General features: G+C 64.4%; 22 protein-coding genes. 17 read left to right on the top strand and 5 right to left on the bottom strand.

Annotated features, from left to right (window positions below):
- The first annotated feature begins 68 nt into the window (after window positions 1-68).
- Together M5C01_RS30165 and M5C01_RS30160 are read left to right on the top strand one after the other, a co-directional pair.
- Window positions 69-2,465: a TonB-dependent receptor gene (locus M5C01_RS30165; RefSeq protein ID WP_152742006.1), complete on the top strand. Its 2,397-nt coding sequence runs from the start codon at window positions 69-71 to the stop codon at window positions 2,463-2,465.
- A gap of 45 nt (window positions 2,466-2,510) precedes the next feature.
- Window positions 2,511-3,896, top strand: a complete 1,386-nt coding sequence (locus M5C01_RS30160; RefSeq protein ID WP_152742007.1) for a PepSY domain-containing protein — start codon at window positions 2,511-2,513, stop codon at window positions 3,894-3,896.
- 3 nt (window positions 3,897-3,899) lie between these two features.
- Here the strand turns inward: M5C01_RS30160 and M5C01_RS30155 are convergent, their stop codons facing one another.
- The 3 genes from M5C01_RS30155 to M5C01_RS30145 all read right to left on the bottom strand — a co-directional run bounded on the left by M5C01_RS30155 (window position 3,900) and on the right by M5C01_RS30145 (window position 6,459).
- A complete protein-coding gene (locus tag M5C01_RS30155) occupies window positions 3,900-4,337 on the bottom strand; it encodes a RidA family protein (protein ID WP_152742008.1) in 438 nt (145 codons plus the stop codon).
- Between the two features lie 55 nt (window positions 4,338-4,392).
- On the bottom strand, window positions 4,393-5,712 hold the full coding sequence (locus tag M5C01_RS30150) for an NAD(P)/FAD-dependent oxidoreductase (protein WP_152742009.1): 1,320 nt from the start codon (window positions 5,710-5,712) through the stop codon (window positions 4,393-4,395).
- A 114-nt stretch (window positions 5,713-5,826) separates the two neighbouring features.
- Entirely contained in the window at window positions 5,827-6,459 is a 633-nt protein-coding gene (locus tag M5C01_RS30145; protein ID WP_103499583.1) for a TetR/AcrR family transcriptional regulator, read from the bottom strand.
- Window positions 6,460-6,589: 130 nt separating this feature from the next.
- Between M5C01_RS30145 and M5C01_RS30140 the strand changes: the two genes are divergently transcribed.
- The 3 genes from M5C01_RS30140 (at window position 6,590) to argE (ending at window position 9,973) form a co-directional block, all read left to right on the top strand.
- Entirely contained in the window at window positions 6,590-7,972 is a 1,383-nt protein-coding gene (locus M5C01_RS30140; RefSeq protein ID WP_152742010.1) for an aspartate aminotransferase family protein, read from the top strand.
- A 174-nt stretch (window positions 7,973-8,146) separates the two neighbouring features.
- Entirely contained in the window at window positions 8,147-8,821 is a 675-nt protein-coding gene (locus M5C01_RS30135; protein ID WP_152742011.1) for a DUF1028 domain-containing protein, read from the top strand.
- On the top strand, window positions 8,822-9,973 hold the full coding sequence (gene argE / locus M5C01_RS30130) for an acetylornithine deacetylase (protein ID WP_152742012.1): 1,152 nt from the start codon (window positions 8,822-8,824) through the stop codon (window positions 9,971-9,973).
- Between the two features lie 4 nt (window positions 9,974-9,977).
- On the opposite strand, the gene M5C01_RS30125 is transcribed toward argE, so the two are convergent.
- Window positions 9,978-10,892 carry a LysR substrate-binding domain-containing protein gene (locus M5C01_RS30125; RefSeq protein ID WP_103499579.1) on the bottom strand — a complete coding sequence of 305 codons (915 nt, stop codon included), beginning with the start codon at window positions 10,890-10,892 and terminating at the stop codon, window positions 9,978-9,980.
- A gap of 348 nt (window positions 10,893-11,240) precedes the next feature.
- Here M5C01_RS30125 and M5C01_RS30120 point away from each other — a divergent pair, with 348 nt between their 5' ends.
- The 6 genes from M5C01_RS30120 (at window position 11,241) to M5C01_RS30095 (ending at window position 18,174) form a co-directional block, all read left to right on the top strand.
- Entirely contained in the window at window positions 11,241-12,731 is a 1,491-nt protein-coding gene (locus M5C01_RS30120; protein ID WP_178130019.1) for an aldehyde dehydrogenase, read from the top strand.
- Window positions 12,732-12,805: 74 nt separating this feature from the next.
- Window positions 12,806-14,440 carry a GMC family oxidoreductase N-terminal domain-containing protein gene (locus M5C01_RS30115; RefSeq protein ID WP_152742014.1) on the top strand — a complete coding sequence of 545 codons (1,635 nt, stop codon included), beginning with the start codon at window positions 12,806-12,808 and terminating at the stop codon, window positions 14,438-14,440.
- Window positions 14,441-14,737: 297 nt separating this feature from the next.
- On the top strand, window positions 14,738-15,724 hold the full coding sequence (locus tag M5C01_RS30110) for an ABC transporter substrate-binding protein (protein WP_103499576.1): 987 nt from the start codon (window positions 14,738-14,740) through the stop codon (window positions 15,722-15,724).
- 8 nt (window positions 15,725-15,732) lie between these two features.
- Window positions 15,733-16,536, top strand: coding sequence for an ABC transporter permease (locus tag M5C01_RS30105; protein ID WP_100941672.1), 804 nt, complete (start codon window positions 15,733-15,735; stop codon window positions 16,534-16,536).
- Window positions 16,524-17,366, top strand: a complete 843-nt coding sequence (locus tag M5C01_RS30100; RefSeq protein WP_152742015.1) for an ABC transporter ATP-binding protein — start codon at window positions 16,524-16,526, stop codon at window positions 17,364-17,366. Before M5C01_RS30105 ends, M5C01_RS30100 begins: the two co-directional genes overlap by 13 nt.
- 172 nt (window positions 17,367-17,538) lie before the next feature.
- Window positions 17,539-18,174: a LysE family translocator gene (locus M5C01_RS30095; RefSeq protein ID WP_103499560.1), complete on the top strand. Its 636-nt coding sequence runs from the start codon at window positions 17,539-17,541 to the stop codon at window positions 18,172-18,174.
- Between the two features lie 40 nt (window positions 18,175-18,214).
- Here M5C01_RS30095 and M5C01_RS30090 read toward each other — a convergent pair whose 3' ends face one another.
- Complete coding sequence (locus M5C01_RS30090; protein ID WP_152742016.1) at window positions 18,215-19,885, bottom strand: NAD(P)H dependent flavin oxidoreductase family protein; 1,671 nt, start codon at window positions 19,883-19,885, stop codon at window positions 18,215-18,217.
- A gap of 78 nt (window positions 19,886-19,963) precedes the next feature.
- Between M5C01_RS30090 and M5C01_RS30085 the strand changes: the two genes are divergently transcribed.
- The 6 genes from M5C01_RS30085 (at window position 19,964) to M5C01_RS30060 (ending at window position 25,862) form a co-directional block, all read left to right on the top strand.
- Window positions 19,964-21,451: a PLP-dependent aminotransferase family protein gene (locus M5C01_RS30085; RefSeq protein WP_152742017.1), complete on the top strand. Its 1,488-nt coding sequence runs from the start codon at window positions 19,964-19,966 to the stop codon at window positions 21,449-21,451.
- 98 nt (window positions 21,452-21,549) lie between these two features.
- Entirely contained in the window at window positions 21,550-22,221 is a 672-nt protein-coding gene (locus tag M5C01_RS30080; RefSeq protein WP_177103273.1) for a GntR family transcriptional regulator, read from the top strand.
- Window positions 22,222-22,335: 114 nt separating this feature from the next.
- Complete coding sequence (locus tag M5C01_RS30075) at window positions 22,336-23,268, top strand: 4-hydroxyproline epimerase (protein ID WP_152742018.1); 933 nt, start codon at window positions 22,336-22,338, stop codon at window positions 23,266-23,268.
- Window positions 23,265-24,380, top strand: coding sequence for an FAD-dependent oxidoreductase (locus tag M5C01_RS30070; RefSeq protein ID WP_178130020.1), 1,116 nt, complete (start codon window positions 23,265-23,267; stop codon window positions 24,378-24,380). The genes M5C01_RS30075 and M5C01_RS30070 overlap by 4 nt, the downstream gene beginning before the upstream one ends.
- A complete protein-coding gene (locus M5C01_RS30065; RefSeq protein WP_152742019.1) occupies window positions 24,373-24,609 on the top strand; it encodes a (2Fe-2S)-binding protein in 237 nt (78 codons plus the stop codon). Before M5C01_RS30070 ends, M5C01_RS30065 begins: the two co-directional genes overlap by 8 nt.
- The gene (locus M5C01_RS30060) at window positions 24,606-25,862 is read left to right on the top strand and encodes an FAD/NAD(P)-binding oxidoreductase (protein WP_152742020.1); all 1,257 of its coding nucleotides are present in this window, start codon (window positions 24,606-24,608) and stop codon (window positions 25,860-25,862) included. The genes M5C01_RS30065 and M5C01_RS30060 overlap by 4 nt, the downstream gene beginning before the upstream one ends.
- The last annotated feature ends 12 nt before the right edge of the window (window positions 25,863-25,874 follow it).

The raw sequence follows: 25,874 nt of genomic DNA, 5'->3' as shown, positions 1-25,874 counted from the left end.
ACCGCGAGCGCCCTGGCGCCCGTGGTTTTTCCGCGTGTTTTGTCGCCCTGAATCACGGATCCATACCGATGCCCATGACTCCCCAGCAACGCGCCCTCCGCGCGTTGAAGCGTCCGGCCACCCTTTTGCCGGCTGGACGCCTGTCAACCCTGAACCACGCCCTGCTCTCGGCTCTGGCCAGCGGCCTGGTGCTGCTGCCGACCGCCCTGCCGGTACGCGCCGACACCCCGGCGCCGAGCACCAGCAGTGCCGACGCCAACCCCATCGTCCTCGGCAATGTCACGGTGACCGCCGACGACCAGGTACAGCCGCTGCCCCACGCCATCGCCAGCGCCCCGGCGGTGGTGGAAAGCCGCAGCGCCGAGCAGATCCAGGACAGCGTCAACCTGATGACCTCGGCCGAGGCCCTGAAATACCTGCCGAGCCTCGAAGTGCGCGAACGCTATATCGGCGACCGCAACGGCATCGTCTCCACCCGCACCACCGGGACTGTCTCCAGCGCCCAGTCGCTGGTCTACGCCGACGACCTGCTGCTCTCCAACCTGCTGGGCAACAGCTACAGCTTCCCGCCGCGTTGGGGCCTGGTCTCGCCCAGCGAGATTTCCCGGGTCGACGTCATGTACGGGCCGTTCAGCGCGCTTTACCCGGGCAACTCCCTGGGCGGCGTGGTCACCCTGGAAACCCGCATGCCGACCCGCCCGGAATTCCACGCGGCGATCACCGGCGCGCAACAGGACTTCAAGCTCTACGGCACCCACGAGAACTACAACAGCGGCAACGTCAGCCTGGCCGGCGGCAACCGCGTCGGGCCGTTTTCGGCCTGGGTCTCCTACGATCATCTCGATGCCCGGGGCCAGCCGATGAGCTTTGCCACCTCCAGCCTCTCGAGCAGGAGCGCCGCGGCCTCGGCCACCCGCGTCAGCGGCGCGCAGCAGGACACCGACCAGAACGGCAACCCGCGCCTGGTGTTCGGCGGCTATTCCATCGACCACAGCGTCCAGGACCAGGGCAAGCTCAAGCTTGGCTGGGACATCAACCCGGACGTCACCGCGATCTACACCCTGGGTTTGTGGGCCGATGAGTCCCATACCAGCGTCGACAGCTACCTGAAGAACAGCGCCGGCCAGACCTTCTACAACGGCCCGGTGAATATCGGCGGCAAGGCCTACACGGTGTCCGGCCTCAACCCCGGCAGCACCGACGAGCTGCATATCCTCAATGCCCTGTCGGTGGGCAGCGATACCCGGGGCCCGTTCGACTGGCATGCCGCCTACAGCAACTACCAGTACCTCAACGAAGAATCGCGCTCGGCTTCCAACTATGGCCAGACCTCGGCCGGCACCCGCCAGGTGCAAGACGGTACCGGTTGGCAGACCGGCGAGCTGCGCGGGATCTGGCGTCCGCAACCGTTGTTCGGCCAAGCCCATGAAGTCACCTTCGGCTATCACATCGATGACTACCTGCTGAAGCAGGACACCTACCAGGTCAGCGACTGGCAGAACGGCAATGGCGGAGCGAAGAGCGCGGCCTCCGGCGGCGAGACCCGCACCCAGGCACTGTACCTGCAGGACGTCTGGAAACTGGCGCCGCGCTGGACCCTGACCCTCGGTGGCCGTGAGGAATACTGGCAAGCCTTCGACGGCTTCAACCTCAACACCGCGACCACCCCGGCCCAGGTCAGCTACCCCGACCAGCGTCGCCACAACTTCTCGCCCAAGGCGGCGCTGGCCTTCGACATCACTCCGGAACTGCAAACACGCTTGTCCTACGGCCGCGCGGTGCGCTACCCGACGGTGACCGAGCTGTTCCAGCAGGTCACCAGCGGCAACCAACTGGTGCAGAACAACCCCAACCTCAAACCCGAGGACGTGCAATCCTACGACTGGACCACGCAGTACAGCTGGAGCCAGTACCAGATGCGCGTCTCGCTGTTCCAGGAGAATCGCCGCAACGCCCTGTTCTCGCAGACCGACACCACGGTCAGCCCCAACCTGACCCAGGTCGAGAATATCGACCGCGCACGTATCCGTGGCGTGGAAACCGCCCTCGATGCCCACGACGCCGGCCTCGACGGACTGGACCTGTCGGGCAGCCTCACCTATGCCGAATCCGAGGTGCAGCAGGACAGCCTGGCGCCGGCCGCCGAAGGCAAGGAGTTCCCGCGTATCCCGCGCTGGCGCAGCCGGATCTCGGCGGTCTACCACCAGAACGCGCAGCTGACCTACGCCCTCGGCTACCGCTACTCCAGCGGCGCCTACAGCACCCTGCTGAACACCGACAGCAACCATGACACCTATGGCGGCATCAGCAGCTACAGCGTGTTCGACATCAAGGCCAGCTACAAGATCGACGCGCACCTGACGGCCTCGGCCGGCGTCGACAACCTGGGCAATGAAAAGTACTTCGTCAGCCCGCATCCCTATCAGCAGCGCACCGCCTTCCTGGGGCTCAACTATGACTATTGATCCGGCACTGCACGACGCCATTCACCAGAGCGGGAGCCACGCCCCATGACCACGCTCACAACGGCCAACAAGCGCGCAGGGCTCTATCGGCTGATCTGGCGCTGGCATTTCTATGCCGGCCTGTTCTGCATTCCCTTTGTCCTCGCCCTGTCGCTGAGCGGTTCGATCTACCTGTTCCGTCCGCAGATCGACGCGTTGCTCGACAGCCCCTACAACCACGTCCAGGCCGATGCGTCACGGAGGCCGATCAGTGAACAGATACAAGCGGCCCTGGCGTTGGTGCCCGGCAGCGTAGTCAACGCCTATCAACTGCCGGACGGCCCGACCGAGGCCGTGCAGATCCTGGTGGGTAAAGGCGATGCGTTGCAGCGGGTCTATATCGACCCGGTGACGGCCAAGGTGGTGCACCAGGTGGCGGATGACGAGCGCTTCACCCGCCAGCTGTTCCACTTGCACGGTGAATTGCTGATGGGCGGCCTGGGTTCGGCGCTGGTGGAACTGGCCGCCGGCTGGACCATTGTCATGCTGCTTTCCGGGCTCTATCTCTGGTGGCCGAAAGGCGGTCGCCTGGCCGGGGTCATCTATCCGCGACTGGGCCAACGTGGCCGGCTGTTCTGGCGGGACCTGCATGCGGTGGTCGGCTTCTGGATCTCGCTGTTCGCGGTCCTGCTGATCCTCAGCGGCCTGCCCTGGGCGACCGTTTGGGGCGGCGCCCTCAAGGAAGTGCGGCAGTGGGCCGCGAGCCACGCCGTGGAACAGGACTGGACCACCGGCCGGGCTTCGGAAATGGCCCAGCGGCGGGCGATGAACATGCCCATGACCGACGAGCACGCCAATATGCCTGGCATGCACCACGATATGCCGATACCGACGAGCCCCCCCATCGCTCCGGACTACAGCCCGCTGGAGCGCCTGGTGCCAATGGTCCAGGCGCTACACCTGCCGTCGCCGGTTCTGATCACCCCGCCCTCGGCACAGTCACCCAAATGGACCGCCCGCTCCGACGCTGCGAACCGCCCACAGCGGGTCAACCTGACGCTAGACCCGGTCGGCGGCACGGTGCTCAAGCGTGTCGACTTCAGCCAGCGTCCCCTGCTCGACCGTGTCATCGGCTACGGCGTGGCGGTCCACGAAGGCCAACTGTTCGGCCTGGCCAACCAGTTGCTCGGCCTGCTCACCACCTTCGGCCTGATGACCCTGTCCCTCAGCGCCCTGGTGCTCTGGTGGCGCCGACGCCCCCAGGGCGCCCTCGGCGCACCGCCGGCCCTGGCCGAAAGCCGTTATCCGGCCGTCATGCTCGGTGTGCTGGTGCTGCTCGGCCTGTACCTGCCCTTGCTCGGCGCCTCCATGCTGATGCTATGGCTGCTGGAGCGTTGCCTGCTGTCACGGGTCAGGCCGCTGCGCAACTTCCTCGGCCTGGCCGCCGGATAAGGCCTAGGCCCGGGGCGCCGGCCAGTTGTCGGGGATCACCGCAATCACGTCGATCTCCATCAGCCATTGCGGCTGGCCAAGCCCCGAGATCACCAGGCCGGTGGAGATCGGGAACACCCCCTTGAGCCATTTGCCGACCACCTGGTACACCGGCTCGCGGTAACGCGGGTCGATGATATAGGTGGTGGTCTTGACGATATGAGAGAGGTCCGAGCCGGCCTCTTCCAGCAGTTGCTTGACGTTTTTCATCGCCTGCTCGGCCTGCGCCCCGGGGTCGCCGAGCCCCACCAGATTGCCGTCGAAATCGGTGCCGATCTGGCCACGGACATACACCGTGTTGCCCGCCCGCACGGCCTGGCACAGGTCATTGTCCAGCGACTGGTTCGGGTAGGTGTCCTTGGTGTTGAACATGCGGATACGCGTATGGGTGGGCGTGGACATTGATAACTCCTCGAAAGAAAGACAACGCCGCACAGCGCAGTGCGGCGGGCGGACATCAAGCGCTGACGGCGGACCGGGTCACTGAGGGGCTGGCAGCGGCCATATCCGCCTCACGCTGGGCGGCATCGCGATAGGTGAGGTACTGGCGCTGGATGGCAATCTGATCGGCGATGTATTTGGCATCGTGCCAAACACCCCAGATAAACGACGAACCCCGGCGTGACTGCCACGGCAGCCCGAGAAAGTAGATCCCCGACTCGCTGGACACACCGCGCTGATGGCGTGGCTTGCCCTTGTCGTCGAAGGCATCGACCTTCATCCAGCTGTAATCGGTGGCAAAGCCGGTGGCCCAGATAATCGTGGTGATGCCCGCTTCGGCCAGATCGAGTTGGAGGATCGGCCGGGTCACACACTCGGGATCCGGGAAGGTGCGACGGGCCTCCGGGTCCGGCGGCAGGTCCAGGCCATTGCGCTCTATATAGGCGTCAGCGGCATTGAGCAGCGCGAGATAATTCTCGTCGCCCCGGTCCAGATTGTCCGCCAGGTCGGCCTGGAAGCTGACCACACCATTATCGAACGACCGGGTCAGCCCCACCAGTTTCAGGCCGCGTTGGGCCAGCTCGCGGAAGTCCACCGTGCGCCCGCCGTCGGCGCCGCTGACGGCAATGGTCACGTGCTCCCTACCCGGCTTCATGGCCGCCGCATCCCATTCGCCGAGCACTCCCAGCCACCAGCAGAAATCACGCTGGCGATAGGCCCGTGGAGGCCGGTCGTGCTGGCCCACCGAGAGGTACACGGTGCGGCCGCCGCGTTGCAGCTCATCGGCGATCTGCGTCCCCGAAGAACCGGCACCCACCACCAGCACGGCGCCCGCGGGCAATTGCTGGGGATTGCGGTACTGCGCGGAGTGGATCTGGTTGAGGCCGGGGTCCCGGGGCGCAATCGCCGGAATCACCGGGCGCTGGAACGGCCCGGTGGCCACCACCACGCGACGGGTCTGGATCACGCCCTCGGAGGTTTCCACGGTGAAGCCCGGCCGGCCGCTATTGCGCTCGACCTTTTTCACTTCCACACCGGTGCGGATCGGCGCATTGAACTTGCGGGCATAGGCCTCGAAATAATCCGCCACCCGCTCTTTCGGGGCGAAGGCATCCGGACTGAGATCATCGAACTCCAGGCCTGGAAAACGATCGTGCCAGGCCGGCCCATTGGCCACCAGCGAATCCCAGCGGCCGCTGCGCCAGGCTTCGGCAATACGATTGCGTTCGAGCACCAGGTGCGGCACGCCGAGTTTGCTCAGATGCTCGCTCATGGCCACGCCGGCCTGGCCGGCGCCCACAACAAGCGTATCGATTTCAATGATTCCAGCTGTCATGCCTGTGTCCTTCTCGAAGGCGAGTGTGCAGGCATTCTGTGCAGATACAGGGAATAGCGAAATTATGATTTTTGTCGTCGCAAGGCAGGAAAAAACTAGGCCTGGGGGGAAACCTCAGGCCGGCGCTGGAGTGGCCCCCTCCTGTTGGACCAGCATGCCGTGGCACATCAGCCCCAGGACACTGCGCATGTGCCGGGCGTGGGCCTCACGGTCCGGGGTCGGTTCAGTGGCCAGGCGGATAAAGGCGACATTGGCGTACTGGTTGAACAGTGTCGCCGCCACCTCGATATCCACGCTGTCGCGCACTTTGCCCAGGCGTTGAAAGTGCACCAGCAGCGCTTTGGTTTCCTCGATGACCGCGCTGTTCCACGGCTGCAAGGCCTGGGACAGCTCGCCGGTAAACAGCGACGGCGCCAGCTCCCGCCACAGGGAAGCGGGCATGGCCTGCAACTGATAATGGGTCATCAGCCCTTCAAGCTCGCACAAGGCCTCCAGCGGGTCGCTGTTGTCATCGAGATGGGCGCGCGCCTCGCGCATCGCCTGCTCGTCGGGGGCCTTGAGCAAGGCCACGAGAATCTCCTGCTTGCCGCCGAAATAATTCACCACCGTAGGTGCCGAGACCCCGGCCTGGTTGGCGATCTGCTCCAGACTGGTAGCGGCGAAACCGTTGGCCTTGAACAGCAGCAGCGCGGCCTCGGCGATCACTTGCCGGCGCTGTTCCTTTTGCCGCTCTCTGAGTCCGCTCATGTAGGTCCTGAGGTGATTTTTCGTAGGTCCAAGCCTACTGAAATAGTTTTCCACCAACAAATATTTTCTTTACAAAAATATTTTTAAGTGCCAAATATTATTTAGCCACCCCACCCCAAGGAGATAGTCCATGTCCGCCGAACTCGACCCCAATCGCAGCACCCGCGACTACCAGGCGTCCGATGCCGCCCACCACATCCATGCGTTCGTCGACCAGAAAGCGCTCAATGCGCAAGGCCCGCGGGTGATGGTCGGCGGCGACCGCCTGACGCTCTGGGACAACGATGGCCAGCGCTACCTGGACGGCATGTCGGGCCTGTGGTGCACCCACCTCGGTTATGGCCGCAAGGACCTGGCCGCCGCTGCCCACGCGCAGCTGGAACAACTGCCCTATTACAATATGTTCTTCCACACCACCCACCCGGCGGTGATCGAACTCTCCGAGCTGCTGTTCAGCCTGTTGCCGTCCCACTATAGCCACGCCATCTATACCAACTCCGGCTCAGAGGCCAATGAGGTGCTGATCCGCACGGTGCGCCGGTTCTGGCAGGTGATGGGCAAGCCGGAGAAAAAAGTCATGATCGGCCGCTGGAACGGCTACCACGGCTCGACCCTGGCGGCGACCGCCCTGGGCGGCATGAAGTTCATGCATGAAATGGGCGGCACCATCCCGGATGTGGCGCACATCGACGAGCCCTACTGGTTCGCCCACGATGGCGATCTGAGCCCGGAGGCATTTGGCCTGCGCGCGGCCCGCCAGTTGGAAGAGAAAATCCTCGAACTGGGGGCCGACAAGGTCGCCGCCTTTGTCGCCGAGCCCTTCCAGGGTGCCGGCGGCATGATCATTCCCCCCGCCACCTATTGGCCGGAAATCCAGCGCATCTGCCGTCAGTACGACGTGCTGCTGTGCGCCGACGAAGTCATCGGCGGCTTTGGCCGAACCGGCGAATGGTTCGCCCACCAGACGTTCGGCTTCGAGCCCGACACGCTGTCGATTGCCAAGGGCCTGACCTCGGGCTACATCCCCATGGGTGGCCTGATCCTGTCGCGGCGCATGGCCGAAGCCCTGGTGGAAAAAGGCGGTGTTTTCGCCCACGGGCTGACCTACTCCGGCCACCCGGTGGCGGCGGCAGTGGCCATTGCCAACTTGAAGGCCTTGCGTGATGAAGGCGTGGTGCAGCAGGTGAAAACCGACACCGGGCCTTATCTGCAGAACTGCTTGCGGGAAGTGTTCGGCGAGCATCCGCTGGTAGGCGAGATCCAGGGCGTCGGCCTGGTCGCCGCGCTGCAGTTCGCCGAAGACAAGGCCAGTCGCAAGCGCTTTGCCAACGAGAACGAGATCGCCTGGCGCTGCCGCACCATCGGTTTCGAGGAAGGCCTGATCATCCGCTCGACCCTGGGCCGCATGATCATGGCGCCGGCCCTGATCGCCACGCGGGCGGAGCTGGACGAACTGGTGGACAAGACTCGCATCGCGGTCGATCGCACAGCCCGCGAGTACGGCCGCCTGTAACGCCCGACGCCCACTGACAAGTTTTTACTTAACCAAGCGCCATAAAAAACCTCGTTTCGCCCGCTGCCGCTGATGGACAGAATGCAGTCATACCCAATCCCCGCCCGGGCAGCCTCTGCGCAGGCTGTCCGGGGCGCGGATGGCGACTCTGGACGGAAACAGGATCACCCCACCATGACGTTTTCAATCGTCGCCCGTTGTGCCGAAACAGGCCAATTGGGCATAGCCATCAGTTCATCCAGCATTGCCGTCGGCGCCCGCTGCCCCTGGCTGCGCCCCAGCGTGGGGGCGGTCGCCACCCAGAACATCACCCTCCCCGCCCTCGGCCCTCAGGTGCTCGACCAACTGGAACTCGGGCTGTCGCCCGCGCAAGCCCTGGACAAGGCGCTGACCCGCAACGGCTACAGTCAATTCAGGCAGTTGACCGCCATCGATCACCTGGGCAACACCGCGCACTTCAGTGGCGGCGAAACCCTGGGCTGCCACAATGCGCTGTCCGGCGAGCAGTGCGTGGCCGCCGGAAACATGCTGGCGAACCCGGGGGTGATCGAAGCCCTGGTGTACACCTTCGAAACCAGCGGCGGGCAACTCGCCGACCGCCTGGTCGCCGCCATGCAAGCCGCGGTGGCGGCCGGTGGCGAAGCAGGACCCGTGCATTCGGCGGCCATGGTGGTGGTCGGCGAACTGATCTGGCCGATCATCGACCTGCGGGTCGACTGGGCGGATGAAGACCCGGTGGGCAAGCTGGCGCAACTCTGGGCCGACTACAGCCCGCAAGTGCAGGACTATATCGTCCGCGCCCTGGACCCGACCAAGGCGCCCAGCTACGGCGTGCCCGGGGATGAATAGATGAACAGCAGCCGCGATCTACTGGCCGCGCTGATCGCCTTCGACACCACCAGCCGCGAGTCCAACCTGCACTTGATCGAGTTTGTCCGCGACTACCTGGCGCGGCTGGATGTTCCTTGCCAACTGATCTTCAACGAGGCGCGCAGCAAGGCCAACCTGTTCGCCACCCTGGGCCCGGACGACCGTCCGGGCATCGTGCTCTCCGGCCATACCGACGTGGTACCGGTGGACGCCCAGCCCTGGACTGTCGCGCCGTTCGAACTGAGCGAAAAGGACGGCAAGCTCTACGGTCGCGGCACCGCCGACATGAAGGGCTATATCGCCTGTGTGCTGGCGGCCGTGCCGCAATTGCTGGCCGCGCCGTTGCGCATGCCGGTGCACATCGCCCTGTCCTATGACGAAGAAGTCGGTTGCCTGGGCGTGCGCTCGCTGCTCGCCGAACTTGAACAGCGGCCGCACAAGCCGCTGCTGTGCGTTATCGGCGAACCCACCGAACTCAAGCCGGTGCTCGGCCACAAGGGCAAACTGGCGATGCGCTGCGATGTCCACGGCGCGGCCTGTCACTCGGCGTACGCCCCCCAGGGCGTCAATGCCATCGAATACGCCGCCGAACTGATCGGCGAACTGGGGCGTATCGGTTCACAGCTGCGCGCCCCGCACTTGCACGACCCACGCTTCGACCCACCCTTCAGCACCGTGCAGACCGGGCTGATCAGCGGTGGCAAGGCGCTCAATATCGTCCCCGCCGACTGCCGCTTCGATTTCGAAGTGCGGGCACTCCCCAACCTCGATCCCCGTGAAGTCGCCCAGCAATTGGAGCAGTACGCCGAACAACAGGTACTGCCGAAAATGCGTGCCGTCAACGAGGCCAGCAACATCCGCTTTTCCGAACTCTCGGCCTACCCCGGACTGGCCACCGACCCGCAGAGCGAAGCGGCGCGGTTGATCGCGCAGTTCTGTGGCTCGAGCGAGTTCAGCACCGTGGCCTTCGGCACCGAAGGCGGGTTGTTCGACGCCATCGGCATTCCGACGGTGGTCTGCGGCCCCGGCAGCATGGACCAGGGCCACAAGCCCGATGAGTTTGTCAGCCTTGAGCAGCTCCAGGGCTGCGATGCAATGCTCCAGCGCCTGATCCAGGCGCTGCGAAGCTGATCCCTCAGGCGTCCAGCTTGGGCGCCAAGACCTCGCGGCAATGGTCGACAAACAACTGCGCCGGCTTGGTCAGTTGCCCACGGCGCAACCAGGCGGCGGACAACCCGGAGCCGGTGACCTGCTCGGCCAACGGCACGCGTACCACCTTCTGCCCGTCGTAGGTGTAATCGGAATATGGCCGGGTGACCAGAATTGAAAAGCCGAACCCGCGCCCGACCATACCCCGGACCATTTCAATGGAAGGCGAGCTGAACAGGATATGCGGGGTCAGGCCCAGCTCCTCGAAGATGCTCACAAAGTAGGTCCGGCTGGGTTGCACATCCAGCAGCACCATCGGCTCCAGCACCAGGTCGTGTAACGAGACCTTGGCCTGGTGGGCGAAACGATGCCCTTCCGGCAACAGCGCATAGGGTTGCTGCGGCGCCATCAGCGGTACGGTATCGATGGTGCTGTCCAGGTCATGTTCATAAAGAATGGCCAGATCGATACTGCCCGACGTCAGCGCCTGCACCAGTTCCTGTTGTTCGCCATCGCGAATACGGATCTCCACCCCCGGCCAGCGGTCGCGAAAGCCGGCGATCAGGCGCGGCAGATAGAGCGGCGCGACGGTTTCGAAACAGCCGATATCGATCTGCCCGGCGACCACATCGTTGTCCGCCAAGGCATTCTGTTCGAACTCGTGGGCCACCCGCAGCAGTTCCTGGGCCTTGCGGTAGAACCGTGCACCACTGGGGGTCAGCGATACGCCCTGGGCGTGATGGCGGATAAACAATTGCACGGCAAAGCTTTCTTCCAGGTGCTTGATCGCGGTCGACACCGAAGGCTGGGCGATATAGAGCTTGCGGGAGGCTTCGGCGACGCTGCCGCACTCGACAGTGGTGACGAAATATCTGAGTTGTCGCAAGTTGTAAGCGGCCATGGCTACCTCGGAAATGGCAAAGCGAATGCATCCACATCGCCCATCAAGAATCGGGCCGGGTCCTCAGAAGCTTACACGCCACCGATAAAAACCGTACCGCGCGCACTGCCCCGACGACGTGAGCATCCAGCCGATTCTGCGGTGTTCACGAAACGCGAGAAACCATTAATTTCCTGGGGCCTGACGCTAAAAAACCTGTCCAGGCACGCGCCATTTCAGTGCACGCCTGATGAGTTTTTTTATCGATAGCGAAGACATTTTTACTCATTTCGTGGACCGCGCACTTCCCCCACTATCGGCACAACGGATCGTGGACATGGCCCATCAGAGGCTATTTTGGAGGGTGCAGTGACTGACTTGAACACGTGGCAACGCCTGGCGGGACAGCAGCGCCTGATCGATGTCGCCTGTATTGACGGGCGGGCCCATACGGCCCGGGACGGCGCCACATTCGCCGTGATCAACCCTGCCACCAACGCCTTGCTCGCGCGGGTCACGGCCTGCTCGGACGTCGATATCGACAGAGCCGTGCGGGTGGCCCGCAACAGTTTCGACAACGGACCCTGGGCCCGGATGCAGCCCAGGGAGCGCAAGGCGATCCTGCTGCGACTCAGCGAGTTGATCCTGGCCCACCGCGAGGAGCTGGCGTTGCTCGACTCCTTGAGCATGGGCAAACCGGTGACGGATGCCTACAACATCGATGTCCCCGGCGCGGCCCAGGTCTTTGCCTGGTACGCCGAAAGCCTCGACAAACTCTACGACCAGGTGGCGCCCACCGGCCCCGGCACCCTGGCGACCATCACCCGGGTGCCGTTGGGTGTGATCGCGGCCGTGGTGCCGTGGAATTTCCCCCTGGACATGGCGGCCTGGAAAGTCGCGCCGGCCCTGGCGGCAGGCAACAGTGTGATTCTCAAGCCCGCCGAGCAATCGCCCTTCTCCGCCCTGCGCCTGGCCGAGCTGGCGCTTGAGGCCGGTGTGCCGCCCGGGGTGTTCAATGTGGTCACCGGCCTTGGCGAACAGGCCGGGCGCGCCCTGGGCCTGCACCCGGATATCGATGCGCTGGCCTTTACCGGCTCGACCCAGGTCGGCAAATACTTCATGCAGTACGCGGCGCAATCCAACCTCAAGCAGGTCTGGCTGGAATGCGGCGGCAAGAGCCCGAACCTGGTGTTCGCCGATTGCCAGGACCTGGACCTGGCGGCGGAAAAGGCCGCCTTCGGGATTTTCTTCAACCAGGGTGAAGTCTGCTCGGCGAACTCGCGGCTGCTGGTCGAGCGCTGCATTCACGATGAGTTCGTCGAACGCCTGCAGGAAAAGGCCCGCCACTGGCAACCGGGCGATCCGCTGGACCCGGCCAGCCGGATGGGTGCGATGGTCGACGCCCGGCAGGCCGCTCGGGTGATGGATTACATCGGCCAAGCCAGTACCGACGGCGCCCGACGGGTAGCCGGTGGTGAGCGGGTGACGATCAACGGCTCGAACAATTTCATCCAGCCGACGCTGTTCACCCAGGTCAGCCCCGACATGCGCCTGTCCCGCGAGGAAGTCTTCGGCCCGGTGTTGGCGATCACCGCCTTCGACGATGAAGACCATGCCGTACGGATGGCCAACGAGCATATCTACGGCCTGGCCGCGTCGCTGTGGAGCGACGACCTCAACCGCGCCCATCGCGTCGCGGCCCGTTTGAATGCCGGCACCGTCTCGGTCAATACCGTGGATGCCCTGGACGTCTGCGTGCCCTTTGGCGGCGGCAAGCAGTCCGGCTTTGGCCGCGACCTGTCACTGCATTCGTTCGACAAATACACCCAGTTGAAGACCACCTGGTTTCAGTTGCGCTGAATCCCCGGTAGTCCACCACCTCGCGGGCCGGCACCGCCGCCCGCGTCAATCCATCAACCAGCAGGGAAAAGCGCATGAAGACGCACTTCGACTATGTCATCGTCGGTGCCGGCTCCTCCGGCTGTGTACTGGCGAACCGCTTGAGTGCCGACCCGACCCTCAGCGTCTGCCTGATCGAAGCCGGCGGCCACGACAACAGCCCGCGAATCCAGACGCCGGCCGGCACCATCACCCTGTACAAGAGCAAAAAGTACAGCTGGAACTTCTTCTGCGCTCCGCAGAAGAACCTCGCCGGCCGTACCTTGCACACGCCACGGGGCAAGGCCCTCGGCGGCTCCAGCTCGATGAACAGCATGATCTATATTCGCGGCCACGCCAGCGACTATGATCGCTGGGCGCAGGCCGGCTGCCCCGGCTGGGACTGGGACAGTGTGTTGCCGTACTTCAAGAAGTCGGAGAACAACCGACTCGGCCAGGACCCACACCGGCATGGCAGCGCCGGTGAGCTGAACGTCGAGGCCGCGCGCGATCCCAATCCGCTGTCGAAGCTGTTCGTCCAGGCCGCCGAACGCCTGGGCCTGCGCCGTAACGATGACTTCAACGGCGAGCAGCTCGAAGGCTGCGGTATCTACAACCTGACGCAAAAAGAGGCCCGCCGCCTCTCCAGCTACCGGGCCTTCGTGGCGCCGGTGATCGATCGCCAGAACCTGACCGTGCTGACCGACTGCACCGTGCATTCGCTGATCCTTGAGCGGCGCACGGCCAAGGGCGTCAGGCTCGAAATGGCCGGCAGCCAACAGACCCTGCACGCCAGCCGTGAAGTCATCCTTTGCGCGGGCGCCCTGGGCAGCCCGCAGTTGCTGCTGGCCTCAGGCATCGGCCCGGCGCAGGAACTGCAAGCCGCCGGGATCCCGGTCGAGCACGACCTGCCCGGCGTCGGCAAGAATTTGCAGGACCATCTCGACGGCCTGGTCACCGTTCGCTCCAGAAGCCCGCTGACCCTGGGCTTTTCCCTCGGCTCCCTGCCCAGCATTCTCAGCGCGCCGCTGCGCTACCTGCTGGCCAAAAAAGGCTGGCTGACCACCAACTATGTCGAGGCCGGCGGCTTTGCCCGAACGCCCCTCGCAGAGATGCTGCCGGATGTGCAGTTCCATTTCGTACCCGGTTATCGCAGCCATCGAGGCCGGCTGTTCGAGTGGGGCCACGGTTATGCGGTCCACACCTGTGTACTGCGGCCCAAAAGCATCGGCGAGCTGCACCTGGACCGCAACGGCAAGCTGGTGATCGATTTCAACTTCCTCTCCGATCCCGCCGACGCCAAGGTGCTGATCGAAGGTTTGAAGCTGGCCCGGCGCATTCTCGCCGCCCCGCAGTTCGATGGCATTCGCGGTAAAGAGATGCTTCCCGGCGAGGCCGTACAGACCGATGAGCAGCTGCTGACCTACGTGCGCGACTACGCCTCGACGGTGTTCCACCCGGTGGGCACCTGCAAGATGGGCGTCGACCCCATGAGCGTGGTCGGCCCGGACTTGAAGGTCCATGGCCTGAAAGGGCTGCGGGTGGTCGACGCCTCGATCATGCCGACCCTGATCAGCGGCAACACCAATGCACCGTGCATCATGATCGGCGAGAAAGCCGCCGACCTGATCCTGCTGCGCGCCCCCCTGAGCGCCGCCGGCATTCGCGACAACGAACGCCTGACCGGTTGATTGCAGCCCCCCAAGGAAAAACGCTGCCACCCGGAGCCGGGCGGCGGCGTTTTCCAGCTTGCCCACCCGCCAGAACCGCGCCGCAGAGGCTTTTCGCCGCTGCCGGCCTACCCAGTTTTTTCCTCTTTAGCGACGACATATTTACTCATTTTCCTGGCCCGCCACATCAGCCAATATCAATCTCGCCCCAACAGAGGCACAAGGTCCGTCAGAGACCCCAGGTTGTTCAGTTTTTGGCGTCTTGCCCCACTGCCCCGAGATATACCAACTAAAAAACCAACATTCCGGGAGTGCACAATGATCAAGTCTTTCGTCTCGCGCTGCATACGTCCACTGGCCTTGACCGCTATCGCCGCCGGCGTTGCCGGTGGAGCCCAGGCCGGCACCCTGTCGATCGGTCACACCACCTGGGTCGGCTACGGCACCCTGTATCTGGCCCAGGACCTGGGCTACTTCAAGGACAAGGGCCTGACCGTGGAACTGCCGACCATCGAGGAAGCTTCCATGTACATGGCCGCGCAGGCCTCGGGCAAGCTGTCCGGCTCGGCCTCGACCCTGGATGAAATCCTCAAGTACCGCCCGCAATTCTGCTTCAAGGCTGTCGCTGCGCTGGATGAAAGCCATGGCGGCGACGGCGTGCTGGTGGGCAAGGAGGTCAACAGCCTGCAGGAACTCAAGGGCAAGGCCGTGGCCGTCAATGAAGGCTCCGTCTCGCAGTTCTGGCTCAACTACCTGCTGAAGAACGCCGGCATGAAGATGAGCGACCTGACCATCCAGAACATGACCGCCGACGATGCGGCCACCGCCTTTATCGCCGGCCGCGTACCCGCCGCCGTGACCTGGGAACCGCACCTGAGCACCGTGCGTGAAAAACACACCGGCAAGGTGTTGATCGACAGCAGCAGTACCCCCGGGGTGATCGTCGATGTGGTGGCCTTGAACTGCGAGGTCGTCGACAAGCAGCCGGAAGATGTCAAAGCCCTGGTCGCCGGCCTGTACAAGGCGGTGAAGTACACCCAGGAACATCCGAAGGAGGCCTACGCGATCATGGCCAAGGGCGTCGGCGGCTACCTGGCGGACCCGGCGGAACTGGCCTCGGCGGCCAAGGGCGTGCGTTTCTATGACCAGGCCATGAGCGAAGCCCTGCTGGGCAGCAATGGCAGCAAAGGTGCCGCCGAAGGCGTGCTCAAGCTGGCCAACGAAACCGCCAGCGAGTTGCAAGGCAAGCCTTACAACGTCAGCTACGCCGACCTGATCGACAATCGCTTCATCACCCCGAAATAGGAGGCGGCATGTCCAAGCGTAATTCGTGGTTGAACCGCTGCCTCACGCCCAAGACCGGCTTGCCGGTCCAGGTGGTCTGGAGCGCCAGCGGGCTGGCCTGGGTACTGCTGATCGGGCTCTGGGCCGTGCTGTCCTATGGCGGCGTGGTGCCGGCGATGTTCCTGCCCACCCCGGGCGCCGTGCTGGAGGCGGCGCTGCGCCTGAGCCGTGACGGCACCCTGGGGCCGCATGTCTGGGCCAGTGTGGAAGTGGTGATGGTCGGTTTTATCATCTCCTCGCTGGTGGCGGTGCCCATCGGCCTGCTGATGGGCAGTTTCCGGGTTGTGCAGGCGTTCCTCGAGCCGCTGGTCAACTTTATCCGCTACCTGCCGGTCACCTCGTTCGTGCCGCTGTTCATCCTGTGGATCGGCATCGGCCTGGAACAACGGGTCTCGGTGATTATCTTCGGGGTGTTTTTCCAGCAACTGGTGATGATTGCCGACGTGTCCAAGGGCGTGTCCAAGGACCTGGTCAACGCCTCCTACACCCTGGGTTCCAACCGCATGGATGCGGTCCTGCATGTGATCGCCCCGGCATCACTGCCGGGGGTGCTGGACACCCTGCGGGTGACCATGGGCTGGGCCTGGACCTACCTGGTGGTGGCCGAACTGGTGGCGGCCTCCAGCGGCCTGGGCTACCTCAGCCTCAAGGCCATGCGCGGCTTTCAGGTCGACGTGATTTTCCTGGCGATCGCTGTTATCGGCCTGTTGGGGCTGGTCACCGATCAATTGTTCAGACTTCTTCGCTTGAAGGTGGCCGCATGGGCTCAGTAACGGCAACATCCCCCCGGCTCGTCACGCCAATGAGCATCGCCCCCAGCGCCGCCCCGCGCCTGCGTGTCGACAGCGTCAGCCTGCAGTACAAGACGCCTTCGGGCGGAACCTTCACCGCCCTGGAGAAGGTCTCGTTCGAAGTCCCCGATCAGCAGTTCGCCGTGCTGGTCGGGCCTTCGGGCTGCGGCAAGTCCAGCCTGCTCTACCTGACGGCGGGGCTGGCCGAACCCACCTCGGGCGACATCTACGTCGGCGGCCAGCTGGTCGACGGCCCGGGCGCCGACCGTGGCATGGTGTTCCAGAGCTACACCCTGTTTCCCTGGCTGACGGTGCGCAAGAACATCGAGTTCGGCCTCAAGCGCCGTGGCATCGCCGCCGCGGAGCGCCGCGAGACGGTGGACTACTACCTGAATGAAGTCGGCCTGCTGAAGTTTGCCGATAACTATTCCAAGCAGCTTTCCGGGGGGATGATGCAACGGGTCGCGATAGCCCGCGCCCTGGCCAACGACCCGCAGATCCTGCTGATGGATGAGCCCTTTGGGGCGCTGGACAGCCAGACGCGCCTGCAGATGCAGCAACTGTTGCTCAAGGTCTGGGAGCACACCAAGAAGACCGTGCTGTTCGTGACCCATGATATCGACGAAGCCATCCTGCTGGGTGACCGCATCTTCGTCATGGGTGCCCGGCCGGGGCGGATCAAGGAGGTGCTGGACGTTCCAATAGGCCGGCCGAGAACCCTGGACATGGTCATGGACCCGGGGTTTATCCGGATGAAGCGGGAGATCTTTCATCTGCTGCATGATGGGCCGGAAGACCACCAGGCCGGTTAAGAATCAGGCAGGGCGCTTTTCCCGAGGATGAGAAAGCCCAATCGTAACCGATTGGGCCGAATCAATACGGTGACCGCTGTATGACGTTTTGTCAGTCAATCTGTATCTAACAGGCTCGCATCGCCCCCTCTATTATCCTGCGCACCACCCAGGTGCCTCGAGGAGCTACGCCATGCCCGAACTGTCCAACCTGCTTGCCTACGGCCTGATCTCACTCGGCATGGTGCTGACGCCCGGGCCGAACATGATCTATCTCATCTCGCGCTCGATCTGCCAGGGGCGCATGGCCGGGCTGATTTCCCTGGGCGGCGTGGCCTTGGGTTTTGTCGTCTATATGTTTTGCGCCGCATTGGGCATCACCGCGCTGCTCCTGGCGGTTCCCTACGCCTATGACGTCCTGCGCCTCGGCGGCGCGCTCTACCTGCTCTACCTGGCCTGGCAGGCGGTCAAGCCCGGCGGCCGCTCGCCGTTCCAGGTCCGCGACCTGCCCAAGGACAGCCCGCGCAAACTGTTCACCATGGGCTTTGTCACCAACCTGTTGAATCCCAAAGTCGCGGTCATGTACTTGTCACTGTTGCCCCAATTCATCGACCCCGTCGGCCACGACAGCGTGCTGACGCAATCCCTTGTGCTCGGTTTTACCCAGATCGTCATCAGCGTCAGCGTCAACGCGCTGATCGCTGTGATGGCGGGTTCCATCGCGGCATTTCTCGCCAACAGGCCAGTGTGGCAGATCGTGCAACGCTGGCTGATGAGCACGGTGCTCACAGGCTTGGCCGTGCGCATGGCCATCGAGGGGCGGCGCTAAAGCCGGCTGTTTGCGCTTGAACGCAAAAGAGCGACAGCCATCAGCCCCCCTGACCGATCAGGATATCCTCGAAGAACGCCCCCACCGCCTCGGTCGGATGGCAGAGCTGGATTTCCAGGACCCAGACCATCTCGCTCGGCACGATCTCCAGCTCGGCCAGCTTCTCCTGCCCGAACAACGCGTGGGGGAAATCGGCGATGCGGTGCCCGGCCAGGTTTCGCTCCAGTCGCCAGCCCTTTGAGTCCGCACTGCGTTCGGCGAAATCATAGAGTTCACGGCCGGTCAGCCCCTGGTGCCAAGCCTCGCGGGTTTCGTCGAACACCTCGTGCAAGGCCTTGACGCACGCCTGGTACAGCGGATGCTCGCCGAAGACGAAGGTGTCGCCGTAATCGCCTTCATAACCGTCCCACACCGGGCCGAGATCGACCACGGCGATATCGGTCGCGCGTAGCTTGCGCTGCGGATCGATGCCCTGGCGTGGCGTGCGCACGGTATCGTCGCCAAAACGGATATAGGTCGGATGCCAGGTGTGGGACGCGCCCATGGCCTGCAACTGCTGATTGGCCATCTCAAGGGCCTCGGCGGTGGTCATCCCGACCCGCAGTTGGCTGGCGATCAAGGCCAGGGCGCGGACCGATTGCTCGCGGGCGGCCAGCATGCCATCCAGGGAATAACGCGGACCGACTTTTTCCCAGACCGGATCCAGCGGCTTGGGCGCCGACCCGGGCAGCGACACGCCGCTGGGCACAAAGGCCTCCGCGACAAAACGGTGAGCCGGCACGCCCGCCGCGAGGCAGTGCTCGCGGACATCGCGGATCATCGCGCTGTTACCACAGGCATACACCTGGGCATCCGCCCAAGGATGCGCCCGCTCAAAGGCAATCTGCTGCACCCGGGCCTCCGACGACAGCACCGGGTGCCAGACAAACCCGGGATACTCGATGCGCGCCTGGTCCAGGAACTCGCGGTCGTAAAAGTCCCCGGGCTGCGAGCCGCCCCAGTACAACGTCACCTCGGTGCCCCGGGCCAGCGCGGTCAGCAGCAGCGGCTTGATCCCGGCGTAGCCGGTCCCCGTGGCGAACAACACCACGGGCCGAGCGTCCTCGTGCTGCCAGGTACAGGCACCCAACGGGCCTTCCAGGGTCAACCCGTGACCGACGTCCAGCGTCGCCAGGACCTGCTCGGAAAACCGTCCGCCGCTGACCCGGCGAATATGAAAGACCAACTGACCACCCTCTTGCGCCGGGAGATTGGCAATGGAGAAACACCGACTGTCGCCATCGTCGAGGCGAAAGCGGACGTACTGGCCGGCGCGAACCTCAACCGGTTCCAGGGTTTCCGGCATCAGCACCAGCTCGGTGATATCGGAGCTCAGTGCACGCTTGCCCAGGACCCGTACGGGGATTTCCAGCTTGGGCCTGTCCAGCGACCAGCCGGGGATTTCCAGGCGCATATCGGCGCAGGCATGGCTCTGGCACAACAACATCTCATCGGCGGCCAGCGGATAGGAAGGTGCCGGAGCCTCCGCGGCCAGGAGCTTGTCACGGTACTGCCCGGCCACGACCTTGACCTTGCACGAGCCACAGGCCCCGCGACGACAGGAAAACGGCACCGACAGGCCACTGGCGAGCATGGCGTCGAGCAACAACTCGTCACCGGCTTCGAAGGTTTTGCCCGAGGGCGACAACTCAATGACATGGCGTGCGTTCATAAGGACCTCGGGGGTGAATGTGCGCCAATTGTTGCGTTAGACTAGGACCATTAAAACCTCCAGTTTTGGATAGTTCAGATGGTCCAGATGCGTAAATGGCGACCCTTGCTCAACCTGGAGGGAGGCGAGACTCAAGCGTCCTACCGCAAGATTGTCGAAGGCCTGGTGACCGCGATTGTCGACGGACGCCTCACGCCCGGGACCTTGCTGCCCGGCACGCGGGAAATGGCGCGCTTGCTCGACGTCAACCGCAAGACCGTGATCCTGGCCTACGAGGAAGCCATGACCAAGGGCTGGCTGGTCAGCGAACCGCGCCGGGGCACCTTCGTCAACGCGCAACTGGCCCCAACGACCATCGCCCGCAGCGCCCCGCCCGCCTTCGCGCTGGAACTACGGGCACAACCCGCCGTGCCGTATTTCACCCCGGGCCAGCCGGCGACGGCACTGCAACAGCATCCCGGCGCGCTGTTCTTCGACAACGGCGCCTGTGACCACCGTTTGCTGCCGCAAGCCGTCCTGCATCGCTATTACCGCAACGCGCTGCGCAAGAGTTTCGTGTCCAATACCGTGCGTCACGGCAGCGACGGGACCAGTCATGCGCTGCGCCGGGCGCTGGCCGAGATGCTGCGCAACAATCGCGGCCTGGCCGTCGAGGCCGAGCATATCTGCCTGACCCAGGGCGTGCAGATGTCGCTGTACCTGACCGCCAGCGCGCTGCTGGAGCCCGGTGACGTGGTGCTGGTGGAGCGCCTGAGCTATCCGCCGGCGTGGGAGATCTTCCGTAAACTGGGCGCGCGCCTGGTGACCGTGGACCTGGACAACGAAGGCTGCCGGGTCGATCAGATCGACGCGCTGTGCCGGCTGCACAAGGTACGGATGATCTATCTCACGCCCCATCACCAGTTCCCCACCACCGTCAGCCTGCATGCCGGGCGTCGACAACAACTGCTGGCCTTGGCCAGGCAGCATGATTTCTGCGTGATCGAGGAAGACTACGACTACGAGTATCACTTTGACGGTCGCCCCTACCTGCCCCTGGCCAGCGACAGCGCTCAGCGCCATGTGATTTATATCGGCTCGCTGTCCAAGTCGCTGGGCTCGACCTTCCGCTGCAGCTATGTGGTCGCGCCCAGCAATGTGATCGAGGTGCTTAACCGCAACGCCGCGCTGACCCTGGGCCACGGTGACGCGGTGTCGCAGCAGATGCTGGCGGACCTGATCAATGACGGTGAACTGAAAAAGCACCTGCGCCGAGTCTCGAAGGAATACCGCCAGCGTCGGGCAATCCTCCATCGTTGCCTGGTGGAGGGCTTTGGCGAGCGCATTTCGGTGCAGGAGCCTGAAGGCGGCCTGGCACTGTGGGTGCGTTTCGCGGACGAGATAAACGTCGGCCAACTGGTGGAGAAAGCCCTCGAGTTCGACCTGGTGGTGCGTAACAGCCGCCAGTTCGCGCCCACGGATCAACCGGAGAATGCATTACGCCTGGGTTTTGCCTCACTGGATCGCGATGAAATCCGCGAGGCCACGCGGCGTTTGGCGCAGGCGGCCCAAGCCATCGCCGGCTAGATGCCGTGCCCACTGGCTTGACCGTCCGCACCATCGCCAAGGAACAGCCAGAAGATTTCGTATACCATCGGCACAACCCATTGCGAACGATCAGAACCGTGGCCCTACCAAAACTCAACGCTCCCGACCTCGGCAACTCGCCTTCGACGTCGGAAATCATCACCCGCCATCTGCGCGACGCCATTGTCGCCGGGCATTTCGCCGAGGATGAGCCGATTCGCCAGGATGATATCGCCCGGCAGTTCAACGTCAGCAAGATTCCGGTGCGCGAAGCCCTCAAGCGCCTGGAAGCCGAAGGCCTGGTGATGTTCCAGCGCAATCGCGGGGCGATGGTCACCCGGGTGTCGGATGCGGAGCTGGCGCAGATGTTCGAAGTGCGCATGCTGCTGGAAGACAAGGCGCTGCGCCTGGCGATTCCGAACATGACCGAAGAAACCTTCGCCCGTGCCGAACGCATCTGCCAGGAATTTATCGGTGAAGATGACGTCGGTCGCTGGGCCGAACTCAACTGGGAACTGCACGCCTGCCTCTACGAACCGGCGCAACGGCCGTTTCTGGTGGGCCTGATCCGCTCGGTCAACGACAAGCTGGAACGCTACCTGCGCATGCAGATGAGCCTTTCCGCCGGCAAGGAACGCGCCGACCACGAACACCGGGAGATTCTCGCGGCCTGTCGCGCCGGTGATGTGGACCGCGCGGTGACGCTGCTCGACGAGCATATCGCCGGCGTCTGCAAGACCCTGTTCGAGCATCTGCCCCACAGCCATTGACGGTATCGCGTACTGTGCTGATTTCGTCATCGGCACAGGCTAAAACCCTCAAGCCGCCGCGCCCCTCTCCAGGCCACTCTGTCCGTCACTTATCGGAACGGACGTGGCCCTCCCATGAAACGCATCAGCGTGATCGACTCCCACACCGGCGGCGAACCTACCCGCCTGGTGATCGCCGGTTTTCCTGACCTGGGCAACGGCAGCATGGCCGTGCGCCGGCAGCGGCTGGCCGAACAGCACGATCAGTGGCGCGCGGCCTGCGTCCTCGAACCACGGGGCAGTGATGTGCTGGTCGGCGCCCTGCTCTGTGAGCCGGTGGACCCGAGCGCCTGTGCCGGAGTGATTTTCTTCAACAACACCGGTTACCTCGGCATGTGCGGCCACGGCACCATCGGCCTGGTGGCCTCCCTGGCGCACCTGGGCAGGATCGGCCCCGGCACCCACAGCATCGAGACACCGGTGGGCACGGTGCAGGCGACCTTGCACGACGACCATTCGGTGAGCGTGCGCAACGTCCCGGCCTATCGTTACCAGAAAGCCCTGGCGCTGGAGGTGCCGGGTATCGGGGAGGTGGTTGGCGATATCGCCTGGGGCGGCAACTGGTTCTTCCTGATTGCCGAGCATGGCCTGGATATCGCCGGCGATAATCTCGAGGCCCTGACCGCCTATACCTTCGCCGTCCAGCAAGCCCTGGAGGCCCAGGGTATTCGCGGTGAAGATGGCGGGCTGATCGATCATATCGAGCTGTTCGCCGATGACGCCCACGCCGACAGTCGCAACTTTGTCCTCTGTCCCGGCAAGGCTTACGACCGCTCCCCTTGCGGCACGGGCACCAGCGCCAAACTGGCGTGCCTGGCGGCCGACGACAAGTTGCAACCGGGGCAGATCTGGCGTCAGGCCAGTGTGATCGGCAGCGAGTTCGAGGGTTCCTACGAGCATCAGGGCGAGCGCATTGTGCCGACCATTCGTGGCCGCGCCTTTATCAGCGCCGAGGCCAGCCTGATCCTCGAACAGGACGACCCCTTCGCCTGGGGCATTCGCCCGTGAACGAGGGCCGGGTGGCCGATGTGATCGTGATCGGCGCCGGCATCGTCGGCGCCGCCTGCGCCCAGGCGCTGGCCCGGCGTGGCTTGCAGGTCCTGGTGCTGGACGCCGGCCTGCCCGGGGCGACTGCGGCGGGCATGGGGCATTTGCTGGTGCTCGACGACAACCCGGCCGAACTGGCCCTCAGCCAATACTCCCTGCAACGCTGGCGCGAAACGGCCCCGACGCTACCCGACCGTTGCGCCTACCGCAGCAACGGCACCCTGTGGCTGGCGGCCAATGCCGAAGAAATGGCCGTCGCCCAGGCTAAATACCTGAACTTGCAGGCCCAGGGCGTGGCCTGCGAGTTGATCGGCGGCAACGCCTTGCGCCAGTGCGAACCCGAATTGCGCGCTGGCCTGGAAGGCGGACTGCTGATCAATGGCGACGGCATTCTTTATGCCCCGGCGACGGCCAATTGGATGCTGGAAACCAGCAATATCCGCCAGCGTCGGGCGCGGGTCAGTGAAGTCGATGGCAACCGTGTGCGCCTCGACGACGGTCACTGGCTGCAGGCCGATGCGGTGATCCTGGCCAACGGCGTCCAGGCCAGCGAACTGTGCCCGGAATTGCCGATCGTGCCGAAAAAGGGCCACTTGCTGATCACCGATCGTTACCCCGGAAAAGTCACCCGCACCCTGGTGGAACTCGGTTACGTCACCAGCGCCCACAATGCCAGCGGCCCTTCGGCGGCGTGCAATATCCAGCCGCGTCCCACCGGGCAATTGTTTATCGGCGCCTCACGGCAATTCGGCACCACCGACCCGCAGGTCGAAGGCTGGATGCTCGCCAAAATGCTCAAGCGCGCCATCGAGTACATGCCCGGGCTGGCGCAACTCAATGGCATCCGCGCCTGGACCGGCTTTCGCGCCGCCAGCCCCGACGGTTTGCCGCTGGTGGGCCAGCACCCGCAACGCCAGGGCTTGTGGCTGGCCGTCGGTCACGAAGGCCTGGGGGTGACAACGGCACCCGGCACCGCCGACCTGCTGGTGGCGCAATTGTTCGATGAAGCGCCGCCGCTGGCCGCACGGCCTTATCTGCCGCAACGTTTTCTCGGGGAGCCGGTTTATGCCTGAATTGCTGTTGGACGGCCATCTTCTGAAGGTTGCCGAAGGGACCAGCGTCGCCGCCGCCTTGGCGCTCGGCGGCGACGGTTGCAGCCGCACATCGGTCAGCGGCCAGCGCCGTGCGCCCCTGTGCGGCATGGGTATTTGCCAGGAATGCCGGGTGAGCATCGACGGACGCCGTCGTCTGGCCTGCCAGACGCTGTGCCGTGACGGCATGTGCGTGGAGACTCAAGCATGAGCGAATACGCCGATCTGCTGATTATCGGTGCAGGTCCCGCCGGTATGGCCGCCGCCCTCGCCGCGGCGCCCAGCGGCGCACGCATCGTCATCCTCGACGACAACCCGCTGCCCGGCGGGCAGATCTGGCGCGACGGACCTCAGGCCACGTTGCCGAAGCAGGCCCACCGTCTGCGCGAGCAACTGGAGAACCACAGCAATATCCAACGCCATGCCAGTACCCGGGTGATTGCCTGCACCGGTCCGAAACAGCTGCTGGTCGAAGACGATGAACGCGGCTGGGTGATTGTCTACGACAAACTGATCCTGTGTACCGGCGCGCGCGAATTGCTGCTGCCCTTCCCTGGCTGGACCCTGCCCGGCGTCACCGGTGTGGGCGGACTCCAGGCGTTGATCAAGGGCGGCTTGCCAGTGCGGGAGGAACGTCTGGTGATCGCCGGCAGCGGCCCCTTGCTGCTGGCCAGCGCCGCGACCGCCAGGCACAACGGTGCCCGGGTGCTGCGTATCGCCGAACAGGCGAGCACCCGCGCCGTCGCCGGTTTCGCCGCGCAACTGCCGCGCTGGCCGGATAAACTGCTGCAATCGTTCACCCTGTTCGACCACCATTATCGAACCAACAGCCATGTGCTCGCCGCCCTGGGCACGGATCGCCTGGAAGGCGTGCGCCTGCAACAGCAGGGCAAAATCGTCGAGCTGGCCTGCGATCGGCTGGCCTGCGGTTTCGGCCTGATCCCCAATACCCAGCTCGGCCAAGCCCTGGGCTACGCACTCGATGGCCAGGCCCTGGCGGTGGATGCCTGGCAGGCCGGCAGCCGCGCCGATCATTACGCGGCGGGTGAGTGCACCGGTTTCGGTGGCAGTGAGCTGGCCCTGGTCGAAGGCGCGATTGCCGGGCATGCGGCGGTCGGTGAACGTCCGCAGGCCCAAGCGTTGTGGCCGCTGCGAGCACGCTGGCAGGGGTTTGCCAAGGTCTTGAACCACACCTTCCGCCTCAAGCCGACACTCAAGTCACTGGCCCAGGCCGACACCCTGGTGTGCCGCTGCGAAGATGTGCCCTATGCCGCACTGGTGCCACACGCCGACTGGCGCGAGGCCAAACTGGCCAGTCGCTGCGGCATGGGCGCCTGCCAGGGCCGGGTCTGCGGCGGCGCCGTACAGCACCTGTTCGGCTGGCAACCCTCGGCACCGCGCCCGCCCTTCAGCCCGGCGCGGATCGAGACCTTGCTATGCCTGGACGACGCGCCGCCGGCCTGAATGCCGGCCCGG

It is taken from the genome of Pseudomonas sp. MWU12-2319, assembly GCF_023242525.1.
GTDB lineage: Bacteria > Pseudomonadota > Gammaproteobacteria > Pseudomonadales > Pseudomonadaceae > Aquipseudomonas > Aquipseudomonas gingeri_D.
This window is presented reverse-complemented; position numbering and strand designations above follow the sequence as displayed.